This is a genomic window from Acinetobacter sp. TTH0-4 (assembly GCF_015602665.1).
Taxonomy (GTDB): domain Bacteria; phylum Pseudomonadota; class Gammaproteobacteria; order Pseudomonadales; family Moraxellaceae; genus Acinetobacter; species Acinetobacter albensis.
In genome coordinates, this window is record NZ_CP059079.1 from 1090357 (window position 1) to 1115119 (window position 24763).

The following is a 24763-nucleotide window of genomic DNA, read 5'->3' on the forward strand; positions in this document are numbered from 1 at the left end:
TGAATCGCTTCTTGGTATTAGGCTAATAACCCTTATCTATTGCTTGAGTGCTTTTTGCGCCTGGTGAATGGTTTTTTGATCATTTTGCTGCTGTGCAGCTTTTAAAATAACCAGCCAGAGCTGTTTTTTCATCGCATTGCTTTGCGCATAACTGAGTCCGCGTTGGGCTAACGCTTCGGCATTCATAGGTTTATTTTTTTTCTGTGCAACCAAGGCCAAATATAAAAAAGTTTCTGCAGATTGTGGTGCTAAGCGTTGGGCTTGCAAAGCAGCCGCTTCGGTTTCATTCCATTTACCCTGTTTATATGCAAGCTGTGCATTTTGCATCAGTTTTTTAAAGGCAGGAAGTTGACGACCATCCTCAAATTGCTGAGTCTTTCTTTGCTCAGGTATAACAACTTGCATTTTTTTACGCTGAATTTCTTCACGTTCATAAGGTGTAATAATAACGCCAGAAGAGGTTTTAGTCTCTGGTTTTTCGGAAGAAGGTGATTTTTTGGAATCTTGAGAGGGAGGTATAGGTAAGCTTTGACAACCTACTAATACCACAATGCCCAAGCTTAAAGCTATTTTCGTACAAGTATTCAAACAAACATTCATGACCAATTTTCACCATTAGTTTTCATAACGACCACTTGAAATAATCTGAGTATTACTCGAAAGATCGCGTTGCATTTCAGTTTCACTTTCATGAATATAGTTTTCAATACTATCGTTTGGATCGACGGGCGCTTGAGTATTTTCCGTATCAGGATTGTAAACAGGTTCGACTTGGTAATAGGGTAGACCGCAAGCAGTTGCTTGACGTGGAACGCTATTCCGCAACAGTGGAATGTACATTGCACCTTCACAGCCTTGTGCAGATAAATGTCCCGTTGCAGGATCAATCCACTGCCATTGTACATTTTCAGTTTGGCGTAAATTCACTGGCTTTTGGCGTAGCTGGTTCATAACATTGGTCCAAACAGGCAATGCTCCTGAAGAACCTGTTAAACCTGTGACTTTATTGTCATCCAGACCCAACCAAACAACACTTAAATAATTTCCTGAATAACCAGCAAACCACGAATCGCGTGTATCATTGGTTGTACCTGATTTACCTGCCAATTTTAAATCTGCAGGTAATGTGTTGTAGGCTGAACGCCCTGTACCTGAACTCATCACTTGTTGTAAGCCATAATTCAAAATATAGGCTGCAGATGGATCAATCGTTTTTTGCACACTTAAGCCATAACGCTCGAGTAAACGTCCGTTAGAATCGACAACAGCACGAATCGATTTAATCGGATATTTAAATCCACCCGTTGCAAAATTACTATAAATACTCATTACTTCCATGGGTGACATATCAACTGCACCCAAGAAAATGGATGGATAACTCGGAATATTTGAAGTTACACCAAATTTTTTCAGATGATTGCTAAAGGTCGACACTCCAAATTCTTGACCCAAGCGAACAGCTGAAAGGTTATAGGAATTTGCTAGCGCCGTAGCCATCGGCACAATACCGTGTTCGCCGCCGCTATAGTTTTTTGGTATCCAGTTTTTTCCTTCACTTCCAATCGTTATATGACTATCTTCAATTGGACTTGCCCATGTATAACGTCCCGATTCTATTGCACTTAAATAGATGACGGGCTTAAGCAAAGAACCGACTTGACGCTTAGCATCCAAGGCACGATTAAAACCAGTAAAGTCTTGGGTCGAGCCGACAGCTGCAACCAATTCACCGTTTTCTGGATGAGAAATTAAAACTGCCCCTTGTAAATCTTTTAATCTTTTAGGATTAGCATTGCTTAAACGAGAAACAGAGTTTTTAAAGGCATCTTGTACTTGAATTTGAGCAATTGGATCAAGCGTGGTAAAGATTTTTAAACCTTGATTGGTTAAATCACCTTCTTGATATTCTGTTCTCAATTGGCGACGTACAATATCTAGAAAATCTGGAAAACGTGCAGGCCCAAGTGTAGGTTTGGCAATCACATTTAATGGTCGTGCAGTTTCTTGCTCAAACTGTTGTTGGCTAAGATAGCCCATGACCAGCATATTGTTTAAAACAAGATCACGACGTTTTTTTGCACCTTCTGGATTTTTCCAAGGGTTAAAAAGAGAAGGTCCCTGTACTAACCCAACCAAATAGGCTTGCTGAGCAGTATTTAATTCGCGCAAAGGTAAACCAAAATAGAACTGGGCAGCTAAACCATAACCATTAATAGAATAATTACCATTTTGCCCCAGATTCACTTCATTAAGATAAGCTTCTAAAATCTCATCTTTATCATAATGAAGCTCAATCAACATCGCCATAAAGGCTTCATTCACTTTACGTTTTAAGGTTTTTTCAGGGCTTAAATAAAAGTTTTTGACCAATTGCTGAGTCAGCGTAGAACCGCCTTGACGTTTCCCACCGGTTACATTACTCACCAAGGCACGTGCTGTACCCCGAATCGAAATTCCATGATGGTGATAAAAATTACGGTCTTCTGTGGCAATCAAAGCTTCGATTAAAGGTTTTGGTACATTCTTGAGTTTGATTAAGACACGATCTTCATTATGTTGGGGATATATTCCGCCAATTAATAAAGGTTCCAAACGCGCAATTCCTGTAGAAGAAGGCTTGGTTGCACTCACTTCTGAAATTTGGTTATTGGCAAAATTTACTTTGAGAATTTGTTCAGGTTCTACGCTATCGCCAAAATCAAAACCACGTGTATGAACGTATAACTCATCTCCAGAAGTCACATAACTACCAGATTTTGTATAACTTTCCGAGTTTTTGTAGCCCAGTAGTTTTAATTCTTGAGTAAAGTCTGTCTGATTTACAGGTGCGTTGGTGTAAACCTCCAAAGGACGTGCAAAAACTTTGGCTGGAATATCCCAACGTTGTCCTTCAAATTTATCTCTTACAATATTATCCATGCGTATTAAGTAGATACTAAAAACGATAAAAACGCCGATGACTAATATTGAGAAAATAAGGGCCAGTAAACCGATACCGCGTTCAGACTTCATCAATTGTTCTAAAATCCCAATAAATTGTGCTAATCATGCGAAGCTTTTCAATATTTTGCAATAATTAATCTGTGAATAAACAGGAAAAATTATCCTGAAGAAGCCAATTTTATTGGGTTCAACGATTGTTTTTTAAATATTTTAGTGAGGGTTGACGAATATTTTTAAATTACGTTTTTAATTGAATCTCTTGAAAATATATAATGATGAATAACTGTTTTAGATGAGCTTAACTTTAGGAACACAACAGGAAATCATCTATCTTTCAATAGAGATCACGATTTTAGACATATAGGCGTGTGATTTTTTTATTCAGTAATTCTATAAAGAATTAAATCGCTATTTAGGTGAATAATAAATAAATTACGATATGTAGAAGGTGTTCAAAAAAGTTCAATAATCCAGACTTGAATACCCTGTAAATTTTTTTAAAATGCAGAGGGTTAATGCTATGATATAGATGGGTCGTAGCGGAGCGATGATGCAGGTGCAAATTTCACATAAAAGTTTTCGGAATATTGGGTTGATAGGGCGTCCAGATAAATCCTCCGTCGTTGAAACATTAAGTCTTATTCATGATCATCTTTTAAATCTGGGTCTACATCCTGTTTTTGATTCGGAAACAGCGAAATTAGTCCCTTATAGCAATACACAAACGGTCAGTCGTAGCTTATTGGGTGAAGTGGTTGATTTGGTGATTGTGGTGGGTGGTGATGGATCTTTACTGCATGCCGCAAGAGCGTTAGTCAAACATAATACCCCCGTCATTGGCGTAAACCGTGGTCGTTTGGGTTTTTTAACCGATATTAAGCCAACTGAAGTGATTTATAAACTCGATCAAGTTTTGAAAGGTGAATTTCAGCTTGATCGTCGTTTTTTATTGGAAATGGAAATTCGATCTAAAGGTGAAATCATCTATGATGCGATTGCATTGAATGATGTGGTGTTGCATTCAGGTCGCTCGGTACATATGATCGATTTTGAAATGAATATTGACGGACAATATGTATATCGGCAACATAGTGATGGTTTAATAGTATCTACTCCGACAGGGTCGACAGCTTATGCCTTATCAGGTGGTGGACCGATTGTTCATCCGGGGATGGATGCAATTTCTTTAGTGCCAATGCATCCGCATACTTTGTCTTCACGACCGATTGTGGTCGGTGGGCACAGTGAAATTAAGATTATCATTCGTGAAAATCGTGTGCTACCGATGGTCAGTGCAGATGGTCAACATAGTGTTTCACTGAGTGTAGGTGACAGTTTACATATCCGTAAACATCCATTTAAATTGAATCTACTTCATCCGCCAGGTTACGACTTTTATATGGCATGTCGAACTAAACTTGGCTGGAATCAAGATTTTGACTCTTTACAACAACAGGATTAAATGATGAATATTGAACAAATGTTGGCTGTACTCGATCCTGATATTGTTTCGCGCTTGAAGACAGCAGTAGAAATTGGAAAGTGGCCTAATGGCATTGTATTGACTCAAGAACAACGTCAAATTTGTATGCAAGCCGTGATTGCATGGGAAGCTCAGCATTTACCTGAAAAAGAACGTAGTGGTTATATTGATAAAGGACATAAAGAGGAAGGTGAAGAGTGTGATTCGCATGTTCCAGAACCTGAATTTAAACCAATTCGTTTTGTCTAAATATTTATTTTTAGATAAAAAAAGACACTGAGGTGTCTTTTTTTATGGTTCACTGATTTAAATCAAAGCCTATGATGATCACATCAAGTTTCAATCTTTTAAGAAGTATTGTTTAGGTGTATTTTATTTTTGACAGGGTAAAATGCGGAGTGCTACTCCGCAAGAACACCGATCTCATGTGATGAAATGTTATTTTGTCATTAAAAAATTAATCCACTTTGAAACGTGTCGCCCAAAGCTGTTTGGCTTTTAATATGGCTTGATCATAAGAGTCACAAACGCCCATGGTATATAAAGCAATACCCATCGTTTCAGTAACGGCTATTTCACCATACTCATGGTTTTGCTTACCTTCCCATACCGCTTTAAATACATCTAAATCGAGTTGTTCTTCTATTGGGCTACGGTTAAGCGTTAATTTGGGTAATTCATGTTCATAAAGTTCACCATTTTGAATTCCGCAAATTAAAGTTTTAGCATCGGGGTTACGTTCAAATTCGCCTGCTTCACCTTTAATGACAGCACTATTTTTATAACCTAATTTAAAAGCAGCTTGTTGATGTGAACTACGATAAGCAGGGTGAAAAATAGCCTGTAAGGTTGCTTTCGCATTGAATGGATTAATTAAACGTGCAAGCGTGTGAATGGGCGAACGTAAACCCATCACATTTCGCAATGCAATTAAATCACTTAATTTGGGTGAAATGGCATGTAAAGGAATATAAGCAAAATTAAATTGTTGTAATTGTTGTTCCACATCTATTTCATTTTGGCAAATATGATAACCGAAGTGTTCTAATACCTGTTCGGTATATACGCGATTAAGCGTATGTCCAGAAGCACCATGCATCACGATTTTATAACCTTGTTGTGCCAACGTTAATGCCGCCAGTAAAAACCAAGGATAATGTTTACGTTTGCCAGCATAAGAAGACCAATCTAAATCTACATGCAACGCTTTAAAATGAAGTTGATCACGTGTTGCTTGCACGAAACCTGCTAACTCATCAACAGACTCTTCCTTGACACGTAACAGCATTAAGAATGCCCCAAGCTGTACGTCTAAAACTTCGTCATTTAAGATCATACTAAACGCTTGATAGGCTTCTTCATAACTGAGCGAGCGAGCACCACTTTTGCCTTTACCAACAATACGAACAAATTGGGCAAATGGATGCTCAATATTTTTATAAAGATTTCTTTTTGTATCCATGCCAATCACAGTATTTCGTATCAAAATGAGTTTCTTCACTATGACATAAAAATAAAATGAAGAAAAAAATAATATCTATATTAGACTAATGTCTGAATGGATTTTGTGTGAAAAATAATCGAAAAGGATACGTGTTAACATTTTTTGATCTAAATTCAAGTACACTTTCTGCTTATAGAATTTATTTAAATTTTCATGATCTCCTTAATCCATTTTTATGACAGCTCATTTAAATACCAGCTGTAAAATGGGTTATTTCACTTATGAATATTTTCTCATCTTTAGATCGGGTTTTCACAAGAACTCATTGTTTTTTTGCATCTTGTAAAAAGGTCAGGGTTGTATATTCGTAAGAATAGGCAAGACAAAATAGATATTTCTGCGTGCGGAAATACATGAAGAAGTTATGATTATGGCTAAAAAACCTTTATACAAATCACTTTATTTTCAAGTGATTGTCGCTATTATTGCCGGCGTGCTCATCGGTCATTTTTTTCCAAGTGGAACACAACTCGTTAATGGTGTTGAAAAACATGTACCCGGTCTGGGAGAACAATTAAAACCTTTGGGTGATGGATTTATTCGCCTCATCAAAATGATTATCGCACCTGTTATTTTCTGTACTGTCGTGAGTGGTATCGCAGGTATGGAAAGTATGAAATCGGTGGGTAAAACCGGTGGTATTGCATTACTTTATTTTGAAATTGTTTCGACTATTGCCTTATTAATTGGCCTGCTGGTCATTAATATTGCTAAACCCGGTGTAGGCATGAATATTGACCCTGCCTCTTTAGATATTTCGGGTATTTCTAAATATGTGGAATCAGGGCAGTCTCAGTCTACTCTTGATTTCTTCATGAATATTATTCCAAATACTGTGGTGGGGGCTTTTGCGGAAGGTGAAATTCTTCAGGTATTGTTGTTTGCAATTTTATTTGGTTTTGCTTTACATAAATTAGGCGAGTCAGGCAAACCTGTACTGAAATTTATTGATCAAGTATCACATGTATTCTTTAATATTGTGAACATGATTATGAAACTTGCGCCAATCGGTGCATTTGGTGCCATGGCCTTTACGATTGGTAAATATGGGATTGGTAGCCTTGCACAATTGGCTCAGTTGATTATCTGTTTCTATATTACCTGTTTACTGTTTATCTTCATTGTTTTAGGATCCATTAGCCGTTTCTGCGGTTTTAGTATCTTAAAAATGATTCGTATGATTCGTGAAGAGCTGCTTATTGTATTGGGCACATCTTCTTCAGAATCGGTTTTACCCCGCATGCTGAAAAAGCTTGAAATTGCGGGTTGTGAAAAGTCAGTCGTCGGTTTAGTCATTCCAACAGGTTATTCATTTAACTTGGATGGGACGTCTATTTACTTAACCATGGCCGCTATTTTTATTGCACAAGCGACCAATACACAACTCGATGTTTCACATCAGGTGACATTGCTGATTGTACTTTTGATTTCCTCGAAAGGTGCAGCAGGTGTAACGGGTTCAGGTTTCATTGTGATGGCTGCAACATTATCTGCAGTTGGACATATTCCAGTAGCAGGTTTAGCATTGATTCTAGGTATTGACCGTTTTATGTCAGAAGCACGTGCATTGACTAATCTTGTAGGTAACTCTTTAGCGACGATTGTTGTAGCAAAATGGGTCGGACAATTAGACACAGAAAAGCTTCATCATGCTTTAAATAACCCTGAATATATAGATGCCAAAATGCTGGAAGAAACCAATTCAGCACATCATTAAAATATCATTTAAAAAATAGGAAGCTGCGGCTTCCTTTTTTATTGGCTAAAAAATCACGCATGATGAGGCAAATGGAACATGACAGATCACTTTAAAATGAATAGGATGAGCAGAAGAAAATAAACAATAACCCGATACAAGGATGCTATATGTTGGCTTATGATGCTGATTTAGAACTATTTCGTGATAATTTCAAACGTTTTATGAGTGAGCATGTCGCTCCCCATTATGAACAATGGGAACAGGAAGGCATTATGCCGCGTTCTATTTGGAATTTATTGGGTGAGAATGGTTACTTGTGTATCGATGTGCCAGAAGAGTATGGCGGTTATGGCGTTCCTACGCATTATTCGTTGATGTTGGTTGAAGAGTCTGCGCGTGCGGGGTTTTGTGCTTTATCAACGGGAATTTCATGCCATTCTGAAATTGCAGCACCTTATATTTTGCACATTGGTACAGAATCACAAAAACAATACTGGTTGCCTAAAATGGTGTCTGGTGAAGTTGTTGGTGCGATTGGGATGACAGAACCTGGTGCAGGTTCAGATTTACAGGCGATGCGAACCAATGCAATTTTAAATGATGATCATTACCTGCTCAACGGTTCAAAAACATTTATTTCAAATGGTCAGCATGCCGATTTGGTTATTTTGGCAGTAAAAACTGATCCTCAAGCACGTGCAAAAGGCGTATCTTTAATGTTGTTAGATACCCATTTAGACGGTTTTAAAAAGGGAACCAATCTCAATAAAATTGGTTTACATTCACAAGATACTTCAGAGTTATTTTTCGATAATATTAAAGTGCCGAAAGATCAACTACTAGGGCAAGCAGGACAAGGTTTTGCTTACTTAATGCAGGAACTTCCACGTGAACGTACTGCGATTGCTTCAACCGCCATCGGGGCAATTCATGGTTCTATTGATGTAACCGTTGCCTACGTTAAAGAGCGCCAAGCATTTGGTCAAGCGATTGGTCAATTCCAAAATACCCGTTTTGTTCTGGCTCAAGCAAAAATAGATGAGTTAGCCACCGCTGCTTTTTATAATCAAAATGTCGAACTGTATATGCAAGGCAAACTGGATGTAGAAACTGCGGCTGCTTTAAAAAGTTTTGCTACCGATATGCAAATGAAGATTGCCGATAATTTATTGCAACTTTTTGGTGGCTACGGATATATGTCTGAATACCCAATTTCACGTTTCTTTGTCGATGCGCGTATTCAACGTATTTATGGCGGAACCAATGAAATTATGAAAGAAATTGTTGCACGCGGTTTATTGGGCCGTTAGTTACTGCGTTAAAAAGAGTTGAATGACTCTTTTTAACGACCTAAAACCAGCAAACTTTTTTGAATAAATGCGGGTAAATCTTCGGGTGAACGAAAATAAATAAATTATTATCGTTCACTACGCCAGTATCATGGTAAACAGCACCCGCTTGAATGGTCGCTATTAAGCGACCATTGACTACTTCAGCACTAATCAAAAGTTGAGGGCCATTACAAATTCAAAATCACAAGTGACTAAATTAGCGATTCTTTTTAACATTAATATTCTCCGAGTGCTTTATTGAGAATTTTATAATATTGATTAAAAAACAACATAATGATTAATTTCAATATTTTGATAGTTTTTGAGACTTCATTATCATTTGATTGCCCTGCAAAAAATTCAGGAATAAAAGCAACACTCATTTCTCATTACATAATCCAAAATATAAAAAGTCTGATTAAACTCAAGACTAATTCAACTTAATGCCTGATCTGAGTTTTAAAATGATTATTCAAGAAGGCTGATTAGATCGATAAATGATGCAGACATATATGTTGAAATGAGTTCTAGATTGAAATGAAACTTCAAATTATTCACCAAACAAAAATTAAAATGATGGTGATTTTAAATGCCTTAAAATTGATGAATAAATCAACTGTATGTTTTTAAGACTGAATCAAGCAAAGTTTGATTGCGTAACATTTAAAAGCTAACTATTGTTATACTGTTTGCATAAACCGTTTTTGTAACAGGGCGATATAACAATGATCAACGATGATCAAAACACGATGACTTCTCTAGACCTTCCTAAAATCCGTGAAGATATTGACTCTGTCGATCAGCAGATTCAACAACTGATCAATCGCCGTGCAAAATTGGCGGAGGCTGTTGCAAAAGCAAAATTTGCATCAGAAGAAAATCCAATGTTTTATCGTCCTGAACGGGAAGCACAAGTTTTACGTAATGTCATGGAACGGAATGAAGGCCCTTTATCTGATGTCACTATGGCGCGTTTATTTCGTGAAATTATGTCTGCCTGTTTAGCGCTTGAAGCACCTCAAAGCATTGCATTTTTAGGGCCAGTTGGCACTTATACTCATTCAGCAGTATTGAAACATTTCGGTCAAGATGCCATTGTGCGTCCGTTGCCCACTATTGATGAAGTGTTTCGTGAAGTGGAAGCGGGTAGTGCACATTATGGTTTAGTGCCTGTTGAAAACTCGTCTGAGGGTATTGTTAATCATACTTTAGACTGTTTTAAAGCCTCACCTTTAAATGTAATTGGTGAAGTAGAGCTGCGCATTCATCATCAGTTTTTAGTTTCATCGAATACGCAAAAAAATAGTATTAAACAAATTTATGCCCACCAACAAACATTGGCACAATGTCGTGGCTGGCTTGATGCGCATTATCCTGGGGTCGAACGCGTTGCATTAAATTCAAATGCAGAGGCAGCACGTCGTATTCGTAATGAATGGCATTCGGCTGCGATTGCATCGGATGTCGCTGCAAATATTTACGAGTTAGAAATTCTACAGAGCAATATTGAAGATAATCCAGAAAACACCACACGTTTCTTGGTCATTGGACGTGAAAAAGTGCCGCAAAGTGGCAATGATAAAACGTCTTTACTTATTTCTGCACACGATCGTGCAGGAGCATTGCTTGAGATTCTTGCGCCTTTTGCAAGACACAATATTAGTCTTACCAGCATTGAAACGCGTCCAGCCTTACCTGAAAAATGGGCTTATGTCTTCTTTGTGGACTTAGAAGGGCATGTTGAACAGGACAATGTTAAGGCAGCGATTGAAGAAATTCGTCCTTTGGTCAAAGAAGTTCGAGTTTTGGGTTCTTATCCAATCGCAGTATTGTAATCAGGGTTTATGAAAATAGTCATGTCACAACCTCTATTTAAAAAAGTTGCATTTATTGGGCTCGGATTGATTGGTTCAAGCTTGGCTCGAGTAATCATTGCTGAAAAATTAGCAGATCAAATTGTGGCATCGACACGTTCGCAAAAAACATTAGATGATGCTAAAGCACTCGGATTGATTAAAGAAGGTTATAGCAACCCTATAGATGCTGTGCAAGGTGCAGACCTTGTGGTTTTAGCTTTGCCTGTGCGTGCAACACAGAAAATTTTGGAAACCATCAAACCGTATTTATCAGATCAGACCATTATCACTGATGTAGGTAGTACCAAAGGTAATGTGGTTGAAGCAGCCAAAGCAGTCTATGGTGAAAACTTGCCGGCAGGTTTTGTTCCAGGTCATCCGATTGCAGGGGCAGAACATACCGGTGTGCATGCAGGTAAGGTTGATCTATTTGTTCATCATAAAGTGATTTTAACGCCACTTCCAAGCAGTGGTGACTGGGCTGTAAATAAATTAATTCAATTGTGGCAAGCTGCGAAAGCAGATGTGATTTGCATGGATGTCGATAAACACGATGAAGTGTTGGCACATACCAGTCATCTTCCGCATTTGATGGCCTTTAACTTGGTTGAACAATTGGCTAGCCGAGAAGATAATTTTGATATTTTTCGTTATGCCGCGGGCGGATTTCGAGACTTTTCCCGAATTGCCGCCAGCGATCCGCATATGTGGCATGATATCTTTTTTGCCAATAAAAAAGCAATTTTGAAAGCGGTAGACGGCTTTGAAAAACAGCTCGCAACCTTACGTCAATTAATTGAAGATGAAAACTCACAAGCTTTAATGGGGGTGTTGGGACATGCGCAAGCCGCACGACAACATTTTAATCATATGCTTGCCAATAAACCGTTGATGGAGAAAAATAAAGTGACACAACAATTTACGATTTTACCCGGTGCGAAAACTTTCCAAGGTAAATTTACGGTACCCGGTGATAAATCAGTGTCACATCGCTCCATCATGTTTGGCGCAATTGCGGAAGGTACAACGCGTGTTACTGGTTTCTTGGAGGGTGAAGATGCTTTGGCGACTTTGCAGGCTTTTCGAGATATGGGTGTCAGTATCGAGGGACCTAAAAATGGTGAAGTCACCATTCATGGGGTGGGCATGCACGGTTTAAAAGCCCCTGCTAGTGCTTTGTATATGGGGAACTCTGGAACCTCAATGCGTTTACTTTCAGGTATGTTGTCTGCACAAAAGTTTGATTCGGTGATGACGGGTGATGCATCGTTGTCTAAACGTCCAATGGAACGAATTGCTCAACCTTTGCGTGCAATGGGTGCGCAAATTCAAACCACGGGCGAACGTGGTACACCACCTGTGTCTATGATAGGTGGTCAACATTTGCAAGGCATTCATTATGATTTGCCTATGGCTTCTGCACAGGTGAAATCAGGTATTTTATTGGCAGGTCTATGGGCAAAGGGTGAAACTTCAATTACTGAGCCTGAACCTACGCGTGACCACTCTGAACGTATGCTACGTGCTTTTGGTTACGACGTAAAAACTGAAGGCAATCGTATTTCATTACAAGGCGGTGGAAAGCTGATTGGGACTGACATTCAGGTTCCATCAGATATTTCTTCAGCGGCTTTCTTTATGGTCGGTGCTGCAATTACTGAAGGTTCAGATATTACCTTAGAAGCTGTTGGTATTAATCCAACACGTACAGGTGTAATTGAAATTTTGAAACAAATGGGTGCAGACTTAACTGTAGAAAATGAACGGATTGCAGGCGGAGAGCCGATTGCAGATATTCGCATTAAAGGCACACGTACTTTAAAGGGCATTCATATGCCTGAAGATCAAGTTCCTTTGGCGATTGATGAATTTCCTGCGCTTTTTATTGCAGCAGCATGTGCTGAGGGTCAAACCATTTTAACAGGAGCTGCGGAGCTTCGAGTCAAAGAGTCTGATCGAATTCAAGTGATGGCAGATGGTTTAAAAACGATGGGAATTGACTGCACACCGACGGATGATGGCATTGTTATTGAAGGTCAGGGCAAGGCGGGTGACTGGTCTGCAATTTTCACTGGTGGTGAAATTGAATCACATCATGATCATCGTATTGCCATGAGTTTTAGTATGGCGGGTTTACGTACTTCAGGTACAATTAAAATTGTAGGAACAGAAACGGTTGCAACCAGTTTCCCAACCTTTACTGAACTGACCAATCAAGCAGGGCTTACTATTCAAGTGAGTGAATAATTGGTCTGATATTTGTTATTTGTTTGACAACAACCAAGCTTTTGCTTGGTTGTTTTGTTTTTATTGCTTATTCTAAAACCATACAATAAAAATGAACTTGGATCAGGAAATGAGAAAACTACAATTTACCGCACATTGTGAAAAGCATAATCTGGCTTCAGCACAGTCCAATGATTGTGATACGACTCAAGCTTATGTGGCGGATCTTTTGGCACAGCAACTTGAACAGTATGGCTTTAAGACTCAAAATATCTGCACAGATTCAAAGCAATTGTCGGTAAGTGTGGAAAATCATCCATTACCTTTATCTGTCACTTGTCGAAAAAAGTCTGAAAATGGCCTATTGATGTGTGAAATTTCTTCACATCCTGAAGAAGAGCAGGATTGGTTTTCAAGGATTGAAATGCAAAGCGTGATTAAACAACTGGCACAAGCGGTCGAAAATACGTTAAAGCAAGATAAATCTTTTGCTGAGTTTGAGTGGAAAAGTTGATAGAAGTGAGCAAAAATTTTTGTGTCGAAGTCAGCAATACTTCTGAATAACTAAGCTGAAAAGCAATAAAAAACCATCTCTTAAGATGGTTTTTTATTGCTTTTAGAATTTTTATTTAACAATTAAAAACCGAGCAATCGCAATCCGTAATTGTTTTAAATAACCTGTGAAGAAATGATTCGCACCAGGTAAAACAGTAATCAGATGGCGTTGTGGTTTTGCCCAAACAATCAGGTCAGATAATAAAGTTACTTCATCACCTTCACCATGAATGAACAAAATATCACCTTTAATTTCAGGGGTGACATAGTGACGTAAACCAGCAACAGTTGCAGTGGGCAAACCACATAAAATGACTTGTACTGGCTTAATTTCATCTGGCAAGGCGTGGTAGCTTTTTGCCATAACATGAGCGCCAAAGCTGAAACCACCGACATAAAAAGGCAGACCAATATGTTTAGAGCGAACTTGTTTAATGACTTCTAGAGTATCGTCAGTTTCACCAAAACCTTCATCATGAAGACCTTCACTTTGGCCAGAACCACGAAAACTTGGGCGATACACAATACAACCACGCTCCATAAACATTTGTGCCAAAAGTGTAGGAACTTTATGTTGGGGCGTACCGCCTTGTAATGGATGAGGATGAGATACAACCGCGAATCCTTTCACTTCACCCTGTGGATAATCTACAAATACTTCAATTTTTCCAGCAGGTCCTTGAATGAAAATTTGCTCGGACATATGACAACCGACTAATAACAGGAGAATAGGATATTTTACCGATAATGTTCAGTAAAAACACAAATTGGAAATAAAATAACGCTGCTGTTATAGTCTGTTTAATTATTTTTTGATCAGGTTGTCCATGCTCGCCTTAATTTCTCCTGCAAAAACGTTAGATTATGAATCTGCTTTACCCATGGATCTTTTTACATTACCAAGATTGTTGGAACATTCACAAGAACTTATAGACATAAGTCGTAAGTTATCTGTCTCAGATTTATCCAGTTTAATGCACATTAGTGAAAAAATTGCCAAACTGAATGTCGAACGCTTCAATGATTGGCAATCAGAGCTCAATTTTTCAAATGCACGTCAGGCAATCTTTGCTTTTAAAGGGGATGTGTATACTGGTCTAGATGCCTATCATCTTAAAGATACGGATATTGAGTTTGCTCAACAACATTTGCGTATGCTGTCTGGATTGTATGGTTTATTGCGTCCACTCGATTTAATGATGCCTTATCGTTTAGAGATGGGAATCAAATTAAAAAATGCCCGTGGGCATAACCTATATGAGTTTTGGGGTAGTCATATCACAGATTTAATTCATCAAGATTTGGAAGAAACCAATTCTAATCTGTTGTTAAATCTTGCTTCGGATGAATATTATAAAGCTGTGATCTCAACTCATTTGAAGGCTGAGATTATTAAGCCTGTATTTTTGGATCAAAAAAATGGTCAATACAAAGTCATTAGTTTCTATGCTAAAAAAGCACGTGGCCTGATGGCACGCTATATGATTGAAAATAAAATTGAGAAGGTTGATGAATTGAAATCATTTGATATTGATGGTTATTCTTTTGATGCGGCCAGTTCCTTAAAAGGCGAACTGGTGTTTAAACGCAATGAGCGAATAGCCTAAGCAATATAATCAAAAAGGCAGAGTCCAATGCAGACAGATCTTCAACAGTTTAAGCAATATTGGAGTCTGCTGGCTATCGCTCATCAATGGTCCGATGGCTTAAGTTTAAAGGTTTATCAGCGGCTTGAGGCGGCTTATACAGAGCCGCATCGGTACTATCATAGCGTACAGCATATTGTAGAGTGTCTGACTCTATTTCATCAGATCAAAGCTCAGTTGAATGATCCTCTCGCCGTGGAAATTGCAATCTGGTTTCATGACGTGATTTACCAACCACAAGCTTGTCATAATGAAAAGCAGAGTGCACAACTCATGAGTGATTACTGTGCCGATATTTTGACTTCAAGTCAGCTCAAAAAAGTGTTTCGCTGGATTGAAGCAACGGAGCAACATCTACCTACATTTGAAACGGATTTACAATATTTACTGGATATTGATTTGGCTATTTTGGCCAGTTCTGTTGAGCGTTTTGAACAATATCAACATCAGATCTGGCAAGAGTATCAATGGGTTGAACCAGATATTTATAGAAAAAAACGTCAGCAAGTACTGGCTTATTTCTATCAGCAACAACCCTTATATCTTACTTGCTTTTTACATGAAAAATTAGAACAACAAGCCAAATTAAATCTCGTGAATGCTTTAACGAAACAGGCTTAAAGCCCTTGCTTAAAGTCCCTTAAATGCTTCTAGTGCACGCAGTCGGCTTTGTTTTAAATCGACCATGGGTTTGGGATAATTGAGCTTGAGATCAGGATTTCGTGCATAGGGATCATGAATACTCTTTGCATCTAAATGTGCCAATTCAGGTACCCAAGTGCGGATATAATCACCTTGTGGATCAAATTTTTGTGACTGACTCACTGGATTGAAAATACGAAAATAGGGCACTGAATCCGTACCTGTGGAGGCGCACCATTGCCAGCCACCATTATTGGCAGCCAAGTCTCCATCAATTAAATGTTGCATAAACCATTGTTCGCCTAGCCTCCAGTCTATTAAAAGATTTTTAGACAGAAACATCGCTACAATCATGCGAACACGATTATGCATCCAGCCAGTCGAAAGCATCTGGCGTATGCCTGCGTCTACAATAGGAATACCCGTTTGACCCATTTGCCAAGCGTTTAAAGCTGTTGAATCTTCAATCCAAGCAAGCTTTAAAGTATTTTCTTTGAAGGGTAAGTGTTTAGAAACTTGAGGAAAGTCAAATAAAATATGTTGATAGAACTCACGCCACAAAAGTTCATCCAGCCAAATTTGTTGACCCTCATGATCAATGTGAAAATGACCTTGTTGTTCACGAAATAATGCTTGGATACACTGGCGAATAGACAGTATCCCGATATTTAAATAAGTTGAGAGTTGACTGGTGCCATCTAAATTGGGGAAGTCGCGCAGAGTTTGATAGGTACGCATTTTATTTTTTATAAAATCATCGAGCAATTTTACTGCGTGCTGTTCAGTCACAGACCATAATTCTGCACTTGAACAAAAAGAGTCACGGCCCATCAACGCTTCAAAACTTGGAACAATTTGAGAAAAGTTTTTTATTTGGTAGGGTGAATTTTGTTTTTCAGGTTTTGGATAGCATGTGGGTAAACTTATACTTAAGCGTTCGTAGCAGTTTTTTTTGAATGCGCTAAATACTTTATAAGGGAGATCAGATTTATTGCGAATTGTGGCAAGCGGGAATAAAGTCCGATCATGATAAAGCTCAACTGAAATATTTTTTTTCTCAAGTAAATATTGCAAGTCAAAATCACGTTTAAGTTCATTAACCCCTAATTCAATATTGGCATGTACCGTTTGAACTTTTAGTTCTGCGCACACTTGAGCAATTGCTTCCTGAATATTTTTCCATAGAGGAACTTTTAATACAATCAGAGCAATATTAAGCTGTTCTAAATCCGCTTTTAATACGTTTAACTGGCGTAGATAAAAATCAATTTTAATATCGGCATCATTATGTAATGCCCATTGTTCAGGAGATAAAATGACAAGCGCAGCTGTTTGGCCTTGTTGTGTTGCGTGCCAAAGCGCAACGTGGTCGTTTAGACGTAAATCCTGTCTGAACCAAAGTAGTTGCATCTATTTTACCTTAAGTTGTTAGTCTAAAATAAAAGAATTATAAACAAGAAAATTTAAAAATAGAGGAAACAAATTTTAATCTAAACTTAAAAGTCTAAAACAGAATTTGATATCAGTATTTTTATTTCAATCTTGAATGAATTGGCAATAAATTGAGTAACTAAAATATACTTTTGATTATATTCTTCTAAAAAATTTGTTATGATGAGTAAAGTTTTTTTAGAACATTATTACTATGAAAAAGCTCTTGATTCCCATTTTAGTCATGGCTGTCATTCTTCTCGGGTATTTTATTTTCCAAGAATCAAAAACAAAAAATGAAGAAGTAAATCGCATCATCCATGAAATTTCTGCTTTAAATGTACAGATTCATTCACTCAATTTTAGATATTTCATGATTTAGTCATACGCTCACTGAGCGTCTAGGTGCTCTTTTTAATTCGCTTAAAATAACGTTGAAAAGTCTGGCATTCTAGGATTTTTGATCAAATAAAAAGCTATATCTTATTGAATCTTATTTAAAAATAAATTTTAGAAACAATCAAAAATCATTGTGTTATAATTTGTTCGAATCAAAAATGAATCATTTTATTCATTCACCAAATATTTGATTTCTGAGCTCAGTAAGCTGCATAAAAATTATGCGGCTTTTTTGTTTAAAGTTTTTCTATTTAATCTATTCGAGCTGTTTTTAAATGGTTGTATTTTTTATAGAAATACTAATATATCAATTGCTTAGATAGTTATAAAAGGAATGATTGATTTTTCTAGTCACTCATTCCTTTTGTCGCATGCTGACGGCATAAAGTTTACTTTAAAGGGTGAAGTTCATGATGGCTCCTAATCCATCTTCAGAGAATCTGCTTGAGCGCTTATTTAAGTTAAGCGAAAACAAAACTAATTTTCGTACCGAAGTTCTTGCTGGTGTAACCACTTTTTTAACCATGTGTTACATCATTATTGTCAATCCTATGATTTTATCCGAAACGGGAATGGATCATGGCGCAGTTTTTGTCGCAACGTGTCTTGCAGCTGCGATTGGTTGCTTGGTGATGGGGTTGATTGCCAATTATCCAATTGCCCTTGCACCAGGCATGGGTTTGAATGCTTACTTTACTTATTCAGTTTGTATGGGAATGGGCGTTCCTTGGCAGACTGCTTTAGCCGCAGTATTTGTATCGGGTTTGGTTTTCATCGCGATCAGCATGTTTAAAATTCGTGAAGCGATTGTAAATGCTATTCCTATGTCATTAAAGTTGGCCATTGGAGGCGGAATCGGCCTTTTTCTTGCTTTGGTTGCATTAAAAAATGCCGGTATTATTGTCGATAATCCTGCGACTTTGGTGGGTTTAGGTGATTTAAAACAACCCTCAGTGTTACTTGCATTGCTCGGATTTTTAATGGTTGTAGTAATGCATCAGTTTAAGGTTCGTGGTGCGATTATTATCAGTATTTTGGTCATTACCGCAATTTCTACCGCATTGGGTTATAACAAGTTTCAAGGCGTGGTGGGAGAAATTCCATCTATTGCACCTACATTCTTGCAAATGGATTTTGAAGGTCTATTTACTGCAAGTTTGATTGGTGTCATTTTTGTCTTTTTCTTGGTCGATTTGTTCGATTCTACAGGCACATTAGTGGGTGTCTCTCATCGTGCAGGTCTATTAAAAGATGGTAAATTACCACGTTTAAAGAAAGCATTATTTGCTGATTCTACTGCTATTGTAGCGGGTGCAGCATTGGGAACGTCCTCTACAACGCCTTATATTGAATCATCTGCAGGTGTAGCTGCAGGTGGGCGAACCGGTTTAACCGCAGTTGTTGTTGGGATAATGTTCTTGCTTTGTCTTTTTCTTGCACCTCTTGCGCAATCTGTACCTAGTTTTGCCACTGCACCTGCCTTGTTATTTGTTGGTGTGTTGATGATTCAGGGAATTGTGCATATCGAGTGGGATGAAATTACGGAAGCTGTCCCTGCATTTTTAACCATTGTATTTATGCCATTTACCTATTCAATTGCTGATGGTATTGCAATGGGTTTTATCAGTTATGCATTAATTAAATTATTTACAGGTAAAGCAAAAACTGTGCCTTATATGGTGTGGATTATCGCTGTGTTATGGACACTAAAATTTGCCTTATTTGGCGGTTAATTTTCTAAATTTACAGTAGGGTGTAAACTCAAGTTTGCACCCTTTTTTATTTATTAAGGATCAGGTATGAATCAAATTGAGCTCATTCGTGTTTTGCCAAAAGCAGAATTGCATGTACATATTGAAGGGACATTTGAGCCAGAGCTGATGTTTGCGATTGCACAGCGTAATCAAATAGAGATTCCTTATCAATCCGTCGAGGAAGTCAGACAGGCCTATAACTTTCATAATCTTCAATCTTTCCTCGATATTTATTATGCGGGTGCTGCTGTTTTGGTGGTTGAGCAAGATTTTTATGATTTGGCTTGGGCTTATTTTGAAAAATGTGCTGAAGATAAGGTGATGCACACAGAAATGTTCTTTGACCCACAAACGCATACAGATCGTGGTGTTGCATTTGCAACCGTTATCAGCGGTTTGCAACGTGCTTGTGATGATGCACAAACAAAACTAGGGATTAGTTCACATTTAATTATGTGTTTTCTGCGTCATTTATGTGAAGAAGCAGCATTTGAAACCTTAGAACAAGCTTTACCCTTTAAAGACCAAATTATCGCTGTTGGTTTAGATTCAAGTGAAGTGGGACATCCGCCTGCCAAATTTGAACGAGTATTTGCAAAAGCACGAGAACAAGGTTTTTTGGTGGTCGCACATGCAGGTGAAGAAGGGCCAGCAGAATATGTGTGGGAGGCTTTAGATGTTTTGAAAGTCAACCGTATTGATCATGGAGTGCGTTCTGAAGAAGATCCTCAGCTGATGCAGCGTTTAATTCGTGAGAAAATGCCTTTAACAGTATGCCCGTTAAGCAATTTGAAACTGTGTGTGGTTGATGATATGGCGCAGCACAATATTCGCCGTTTATTGCAACAGGGCGTACATGTCACTGTAAATTCAGATGATCCATCTTATTTTGGTGGTTATATGAATGATAATTTCATAGCAATTGCGGAAGCTTTAGATTTGTCTCATGAAGAAATAAAGCAATTGGCCAAAAATTCGTTTGAAGCTTCTTTTATTACTGATCATGAAAAACAGAAGTGGTTAAAACAGATTGACGCTTTAATCTAATCAAGCGTATCTAATTGAATTTTTATTCAGTCTATCTGTTTAAATAGGTGGACTGAATAAGCACTTTAATGTCCTGCATCCATGAGGTTTTGATATGAAAAAATTTTTATTTTGGATATTCATGACGGGTTTGTTGGTACTTTTAGTGTGGGTGTTGATCACCGATTCAAAATATTCATTAACACAAAAAATGCTAAAACCTGTAGTCGAGCAAAGCTGTAAAACTGAATTAAATCAATCGAAAATTTGGCAGTCCACTGCATTTTTTGTGGGTAAAATACGCCAAACAGAATTACAAAATCAAATTTGTACATGTGTTGGTCATCACGCACTCAAAGATATTCCAAGTAAAGATTTACTCAATGCCTTAGTCAATCAATCAGCCAAAAAAAAGCTAACGAAACAAGTGGTTTTCAACAGTCTATCAGGCTGTACACAAGAGGTATTAGCTCTATCTTTTAAATAAAAAGTCGCCTCAGTCGGTTCATCTACCTAGGCGATATTTTATTCAAATTTTTTAAAAGATTATTTCTGACGTGTCATGCTTTTTAAAACATTGTCTTTATCAATAAAATGATGTTTTAGCGCAGCAACAAGATGTCCAATCACGAGAAAACCTGCAAACCAAGATAAGTAAATATGTACAGGTTTAACAATAGCGAGTAGTTCTGGATTATCTTGAACCAAGCGTGGAATTTCAAATAAATATAAAACAGGGGCAGGATGTCCAGCGCTCCAGCTAAATAAACAGCCTGTAATTGGTAGAGCAAGTAACATTAAATACAGTGCTAAATGTCCAAGATGTGCCAGAACTTTCATTGTCGCTGACATGCTGTCTGGAAGTTGAGGGGCAGGATGTGTATAACGCCAGAACAACCGAATCACCACTAAAAATATAATAGTGGTTGCAATATTTTTATGCAAACTGATCACTTGTCCTTTGAAGCTACCATCGACGTCATAGCTTAAAAAATTGCCGCTATAAAATCCAATCAGCCAAGCTGCAATAAAAATGATGGCCATGATCCAATGCAGCATTTGTGCAGTACGCGTATAATAGGGTGAAGAATTCTTCATGTTTTTCCAACACATTATTTTTTAGTTTAAATATGCTAATCAAATTCAATCTTTAAAAAAATCTTAAATATAGAACGAAGCATATAATTTTTGAAACACTCTGAATGGTATGCTTTTTACTCAAATCAATTTAAGAACTGAAATTATAACGAAATATACATTTCTTATCACAAAAAGATTCGTCAGAATACGCCCAACATCTTGTATATCTTTGGATTAAATTGTGAAAAAAATAATTGCTTTATTTATACCTTTAACTTTGGCTTTAACAGCATGTGTGTCAACAGGCACAGCGACCAATACAACAGGAACAACAGGTTCTCAATCAGCAACTCAGCAATTGGGCACTGCAGCGCTTAAAATTGCGATTAATACCAAATGTACTACTGAGTTAAACAACACACCTGCATGGCAAACTGCAACTCGACTTATGACGGATACACAAAAACAAAATATTCAGAGTGAAATCTGTGGCTGTGTGAGTGAAAAAGCACCTCAAAGTGTAACTGCTGTAGATTTAGCGACTGCTGCAATTGATCCCGCAGCGCGTAATACCATTGTTTCAAATGCAGTCACTAAAACCATTAATGCATGTGTGGCTGAAGCAGTACAATAAATTCTTTAGAACGAGAGTAAATAGGCTGACTGGTTCAGCCTTTTTTTAATAGGTAGGTTAAGTTGTGAAAATTGCGGGTGTGGATGAGGCAGGGCGTGGTCCTTTAGTCGGTTCAGTAGTGGCTGCTGCAGTAATTTTGGATCCTGATAATCCGATACAGGGATTAAATGACTCTAAAAAGCTTTCTGAAAAAAAGCGAGAATCATTATTTGTAGAAATACAGGAAAAAGCACTGGCTTGGGCAATTGCTGAAGCAAGTCATGCGGAAATCGATGAGATGAATATTCTTCAAGCTTCATTGCTGGCCATGCGTCGAGCTGTAGAAGGCTTAAATATTTCGCCTGAACATGTTTTGGTAGATGGCAATAAAATTCCGCAAGGACTTGCGATGAGCTGTGATGCAGTTATAGGGGGAGATTCAATTCATGCGGAAATTTCTGCTGCCAGTATTCTGGCAAAAGTCACGCGTGATCGTGAAATGGTAATACTTGATCAACAATATCCACAATTTGGATTTGCTAAACACAAGGGCTACCCGACCAAGGCACACTTTGAAGCGATTGCAGTGCATGGCGTAATTGAGCAGCACCGTCGCAGTTATGCACCTGTTAAGAAAGTTTTGGCTTTACTTGAACAAAATTAAATTTTAGAAAATTTAAAGCGGCTTATGAAAGCCGCTTTAGAGAATGCTAGTTTTAATGTTTAACGATTAAAACTATTTTCAGTATTTGGGGTGAAACTCTCTTCTTCAAAAGAGGGCTGGTAATCTTGATCGAGATTTTGAAGATGTTCATGCATAGCGCGTTCGTGTTGAATACGTTGATAAATTTCTTCACGATGAACAGACACTTCTTTTGGAGCATTTACACCAATTCGAACCTGATTTCCTTTAACACCAAGTACAGTTACACTGACTTGATCCCCAATCATTAACGTTTCTCCGACGCGTCGAGTCAGAATCAGCATGTTTATCTCCTTGCAAAATGCTAAACCTGCAATTGATCTAAAATTAACGAAACACAACCTTAAAATAAGTATCAAAGAAAATTTTAACTAGGCCATGTAAAAAACATCGCATTAGATACTATCTTGTTAAAATTTTCTTAAAATCTTAGGGCTAATATAACAGAGCCACTATAAAAAAAACTAGAGTGGCCCTGATTTTTTGTATCGTTTTTAAAAATTGTCTAACAATGACGATTTTTGACAGTATAGGTTATGCGCGGACGCTAGATTCACCATGTTCACGGTCTAAACCAAATGCAGTATGTAAGGTGCGAACGGCAAGTTCTAAATAGTTTTCTTCAATAATTACAGAAATTTTAATTTCTGAAGTCGAAATCATTAAAATGTTAATGCCTTCTTCAGCTAGCGCTGTGAACATTTTACTTGCAACACCCGCATGCGAGCGCATGCCAACACCGACAATTGATACTTTTACGATATCTGAGCGGGTAGCAACTTCACGTGCACCGATTTTTTGTGCTGTATCTTCTAGAATGGCTGTGGCTTTTTTCAATTCACCGCGGTTAACTGTGAAAGTGAAATCAGTTGTACCATCTTCTTCAACGTTTTGGATAATCATATCCACTTCAACGTTAGCATCGCCAATTGGACATAAGATTTTAGCTGCAATACCTGGTTCATCAGGCACACCTAGAATCGTTAATTTTGCTTCGTCACGGTTAAATGCGATACCAGAGATAATTGGCTGTTCCATGTTGTCTTCCAATTCAGTAGTAATAAGAGTTCCGACGTTTTGTTTAAAGTCTTCGTCAAATGCACCATCGTCGTCATTATCAAAACTTGATAATACACGTAAAGGCACTTGGTATTTACCAGCAAATTCAACTGAACGAATTTGAAGAACTTTAGAACCCAAAGAGGCCATTTCAAGCATTTCTTCAAAAGAAATACGATCCACTTTTTTTGCTTTTGGTGCAACGCGTGGGTCGGTGGTATACACCCCATCCACATCCGTATAAATTTGGCATTCATCTGCTTTTAGTGCAGCAGCAAGGGCAACACCAGACGTATCTGAACCACCACGACCTAAAGTGGTGGTATTGCCATTTTCATCGAAACCTTGGAAACCTGCAACGACAATGACACGGCCTGCATTTAGATGCTCAGTCATGACATCGGTATCAATCGCTTCGATGCGTGCTTTAGTATAAGCACTATCTGTTTTAATACCGACTTGGCGACCAGTCAGCGATTTAGCTTCAACCCCAATAGAGTTTAATGCCATCGCTAACATGGAAATCGTAACCTGTTCGCCTGTAGAGACCATTTGATCAAGTTCACGCGGATCAGGAGTTTCGGTAATGGCTTTGGCTAAAGCAAGTAGACGATTGGTTTCACCACTCATTGCTGATACAACCACAACAATCTTGTGACCGTGATCATGCCAACGCTTTACACGACGAGCAACATTTAAAATGCGCTCTGGAGTACCCATAGAGGTACCGCCATATTTTTGAACGATTAATGCCATAGTTGTTCCATAAAAGCCATGATGCTGAATTACCTCTTCAGCATCAGTTACACAAAA

Annotated in this window: 22 protein-coding genes; 14 read left to right on the forward strand and 8 right to left on the reverse strand. The window is 38.0% G+C overall.

Going from position 1 to position 24763, the window contains the following annotated elements; genetic code table 11:
- Window positions 1-36 precede the first annotated feature (36 nt).
- Both H0S58_RS05020 and mrcB read right to left on the reverse strand, forming a co-directional pair.
- A complete protein-coding gene (locus H0S58_RS05020) occupies window positions 37-600 on the reverse strand; it encodes a tetratricopeptide repeat protein (RefSeq protein ID WP_195727328.1) in 564 nt (187 codons plus the stop codon).
- A gap of 15 nt (window positions 601-615) precedes the next feature.
- The gene (gene mrcB / locus H0S58_RS05025; protein ID WP_195727329.1) at window positions 616-3012 is read right to left on the reverse strand and encodes a penicillin-binding protein 1B; all 2397 of its coding nucleotides are present in this window, start codon (window positions 3010-3012) and stop codon (window positions 616-618) included.
- A 460-nt stretch (window positions 3013-3472) separates the two neighbouring features.
- Here mrcB and H0S58_RS05030 point away from each other — a divergent pair, with 460 nt between their 5' ends.
- Entirely contained in the window at window positions 3473-4405 is a 933-nt protein-coding gene (locus tag H0S58_RS05030) for an NAD(+) kinase (protein WP_406741606.1), read from the forward strand.
- Window positions 4406-4408: 3 nt separating this feature from the next.
- A complete protein-coding gene (locus tag H0S58_RS05035) occupies window positions 4409-4675 on the forward strand; it encodes a YeaC family protein (protein ID WP_053580226.1) in 267 nt (88 codons plus the stop codon).
- Between the two features lie 208 nt (window positions 4676-4883).
- On the opposite strand, the gene H0S58_RS05040 is transcribed toward H0S58_RS05035, so the two are convergent.
- Window positions 4884-5888 (reverse strand): glycosyl transferase family protein, encoded by a 1005-nt coding sequence (locus H0S58_RS05040; protein ID WP_195727330.1) that lies wholly within the window; start codon window positions 5886-5888, stop codon window positions 4884-4886.
- 412 nt (window positions 5889-6300) lie between these two features.
- On the opposite strand from H0S58_RS05040, the gene H0S58_RS05045 reads away from it, so the two are divergent.
- The 5 genes from H0S58_RS05045 to H0S58_RS05065 all read left to right on the forward strand — a co-directional run bounded on the left by H0S58_RS05045 (window position 6301) and on the right by H0S58_RS05065 (window position 13556).
- Window positions 6301-7647, forward strand: a complete 1347-nt coding sequence (locus H0S58_RS05045; RefSeq protein ID WP_053580224.1) for a dicarboxylate/amino acid:cation symporter — start codon at window positions 6301-6303, stop codon at window positions 7645-7647.
- A 149-nt stretch (window positions 7648-7796) separates the two neighbouring features.
- Window positions 7797-8939: an acyl-CoA dehydrogenase family protein gene (locus H0S58_RS05050; protein WP_195727331.1), complete on the forward strand. Its 1143-nt coding sequence runs from the start codon at window positions 7797-7799 to the stop codon at window positions 8937-8939.
- A gap of 746 nt (window positions 8940-9685) precedes the next feature.
- Window positions 9686-10795 (forward strand): prephenate dehydratase, encoded by a 1110-nt coding sequence (pheA, locus tag H0S58_RS05055; RefSeq protein WP_053578208.1) that lies wholly within the window; start codon window positions 9686-9688, stop codon window positions 10793-10795.
- Between the two features lie 21 nt (window positions 10796-10816).
- Window positions 10817-13063, forward strand: coding sequence for a bifunctional prephenate dehydrogenase/3-phosphoshikimate 1-carboxyvinyltransferase (locus tag H0S58_RS05060; protein ID WP_195727332.1), 2247 nt, complete (start codon window positions 10817-10819; stop codon window positions 13061-13063).
- 109 nt (window positions 13064-13172) lie between these two features.
- Window positions 13173-13556 carry a hypothetical protein gene (locus H0S58_RS05065; protein WP_195727333.1) on the forward strand — a complete coding sequence of 128 codons (384 nt, stop codon included), beginning with the start codon at window positions 13173-13175 and terminating at the stop codon, window positions 13554-13556.
- Between the two features lie 111 nt (window positions 13557-13667).
- Here the strand turns inward: H0S58_RS05065 and H0S58_RS05070 are convergent, their stop codons facing one another.
- Window positions 13668-14300, reverse strand: a complete 633-nt coding sequence (locus tag H0S58_RS05070) for an alpha/beta hydrolase (protein ID WP_193892758.1) — start codon at window positions 14298-14300, stop codon at window positions 13668-13670.
- 124 nt (window positions 14301-14424) lie between these two features.
- Here H0S58_RS05070 and yaaA point away from each other — a divergent pair, with 124 nt between their 5' ends.
- Both yaaA and H0S58_RS05080 read left to right on the forward strand, forming a co-directional pair.
- Complete coding sequence (gene yaaA / locus H0S58_RS05075; protein WP_092720585.1) at window positions 14425-15204, forward strand: peroxide stress protein YaaA; 780 nt, start codon at window positions 14425-14427, stop codon at window positions 15202-15204.
- A gap of 27 nt (window positions 15205-15231) precedes the next feature.
- Window positions 15232-15864, forward strand: a complete 633-nt coding sequence (locus H0S58_RS05080) for a metal-dependent hydrolase (protein WP_195727334.1) — start codon at window positions 15232-15234, stop codon at window positions 15862-15864.
- 9 nt (window positions 15865-15873) lie between these two features.
- Here the strand turns inward: H0S58_RS05080 and H0S58_RS05085 are convergent, their stop codons facing one another.
- Complete coding sequence (locus tag H0S58_RS05085) at window positions 15874-17295, reverse strand: cryptochrome/photolyase family protein (RefSeq protein ID WP_195727335.1); 1422 nt, start codon at window positions 17293-17295, stop codon at window positions 15874-15876.
- A gap of 830 nt (window positions 17296-18125) precedes the next feature.
- Between H0S58_RS05085 and H0S58_RS05090 the strand changes: the two genes are divergently transcribed.
- From H0S58_RS05090 to H0S58_RS05100, 3 genes are all read left to right on the forward strand, one after another.
- Window positions 18126-19448, forward strand: coding sequence for an NCS2 family permease (locus tag H0S58_RS05090; RefSeq protein ID WP_195727336.1), 1323 nt, complete (start codon window positions 18126-18128; stop codon window positions 19446-19448).
- A 66-nt stretch (window positions 19449-19514) separates the two neighbouring features.
- The gene (locus H0S58_RS05095) at window positions 19515-20516 is read left to right on the forward strand and encodes an adenosine deaminase (RefSeq protein WP_195727337.1); all 1002 of its coding nucleotides are present in this window, start codon (window positions 19515-19517) and stop codon (window positions 20514-20516) included.
- A 94-nt stretch (window positions 20517-20610) separates the two neighbouring features.
- The gene (locus H0S58_RS05100) at window positions 20611-20982 is read left to right on the forward strand and encodes a hypothetical protein (RefSeq protein ID WP_193892767.1); all 372 of its coding nucleotides are present in this window, start codon (window positions 20611-20613) and stop codon (window positions 20980-20982) included.
- Between the two features lie 59 nt (window positions 20983-21041).
- Here the strand turns inward: H0S58_RS05100 and H0S58_RS05105 are convergent, their stop codons facing one another.
- Complete coding sequence (locus H0S58_RS05105; protein WP_053578198.1) at window positions 21042-21593, reverse strand: cytochrome b; 552 nt, start codon at window positions 21591-21593, stop codon at window positions 21042-21044.
- A gap of 223 nt (window positions 21594-21816) precedes the next feature.
- Here H0S58_RS05105 and H0S58_RS05110 point away from each other — a divergent pair, with 223 nt between their 5' ends.
- A complete protein-coding gene (locus H0S58_RS05110; protein WP_092720591.1) occupies window positions 21817-22209 on the forward strand; it encodes a hypothetical protein in 393 nt (130 codons plus the stop codon).
- A 64-nt stretch (window positions 22210-22273) separates the two neighbouring features.
- Window positions 22274-22852 (forward strand): ribonuclease HII, encoded by a 579-nt coding sequence (gene rnhB, locus H0S58_RS05115; protein ID WP_092720592.1) that lies wholly within the window; start codon window positions 22274-22276, stop codon window positions 22850-22852.
- Between the two features lie 59 nt (window positions 22853-22911).
- On the opposite strand, the gene csrA is transcribed toward rnhB, so the two are convergent.
- Window positions 22912-23175, reverse strand: a complete 264-nt coding sequence (gene csrA, locus H0S58_RS05120) for a carbon storage regulator CsrA (protein WP_053578195.1) — start codon at window positions 23173-23175, stop codon at window positions 22912-22914.
- 250 nt (window positions 23176-23425) lie between these two features.
- The gene (locus tag H0S58_RS05125) at window positions 23426-24706 is read right to left on the reverse strand and encodes an aspartate kinase (protein ID WP_053578194.1); all 1281 of its coding nucleotides are present in this window, start codon (window positions 24704-24706) and stop codon (window positions 23426-23428) included.
- Window positions 24707-24763: the final 57 nt, after the last annotated feature.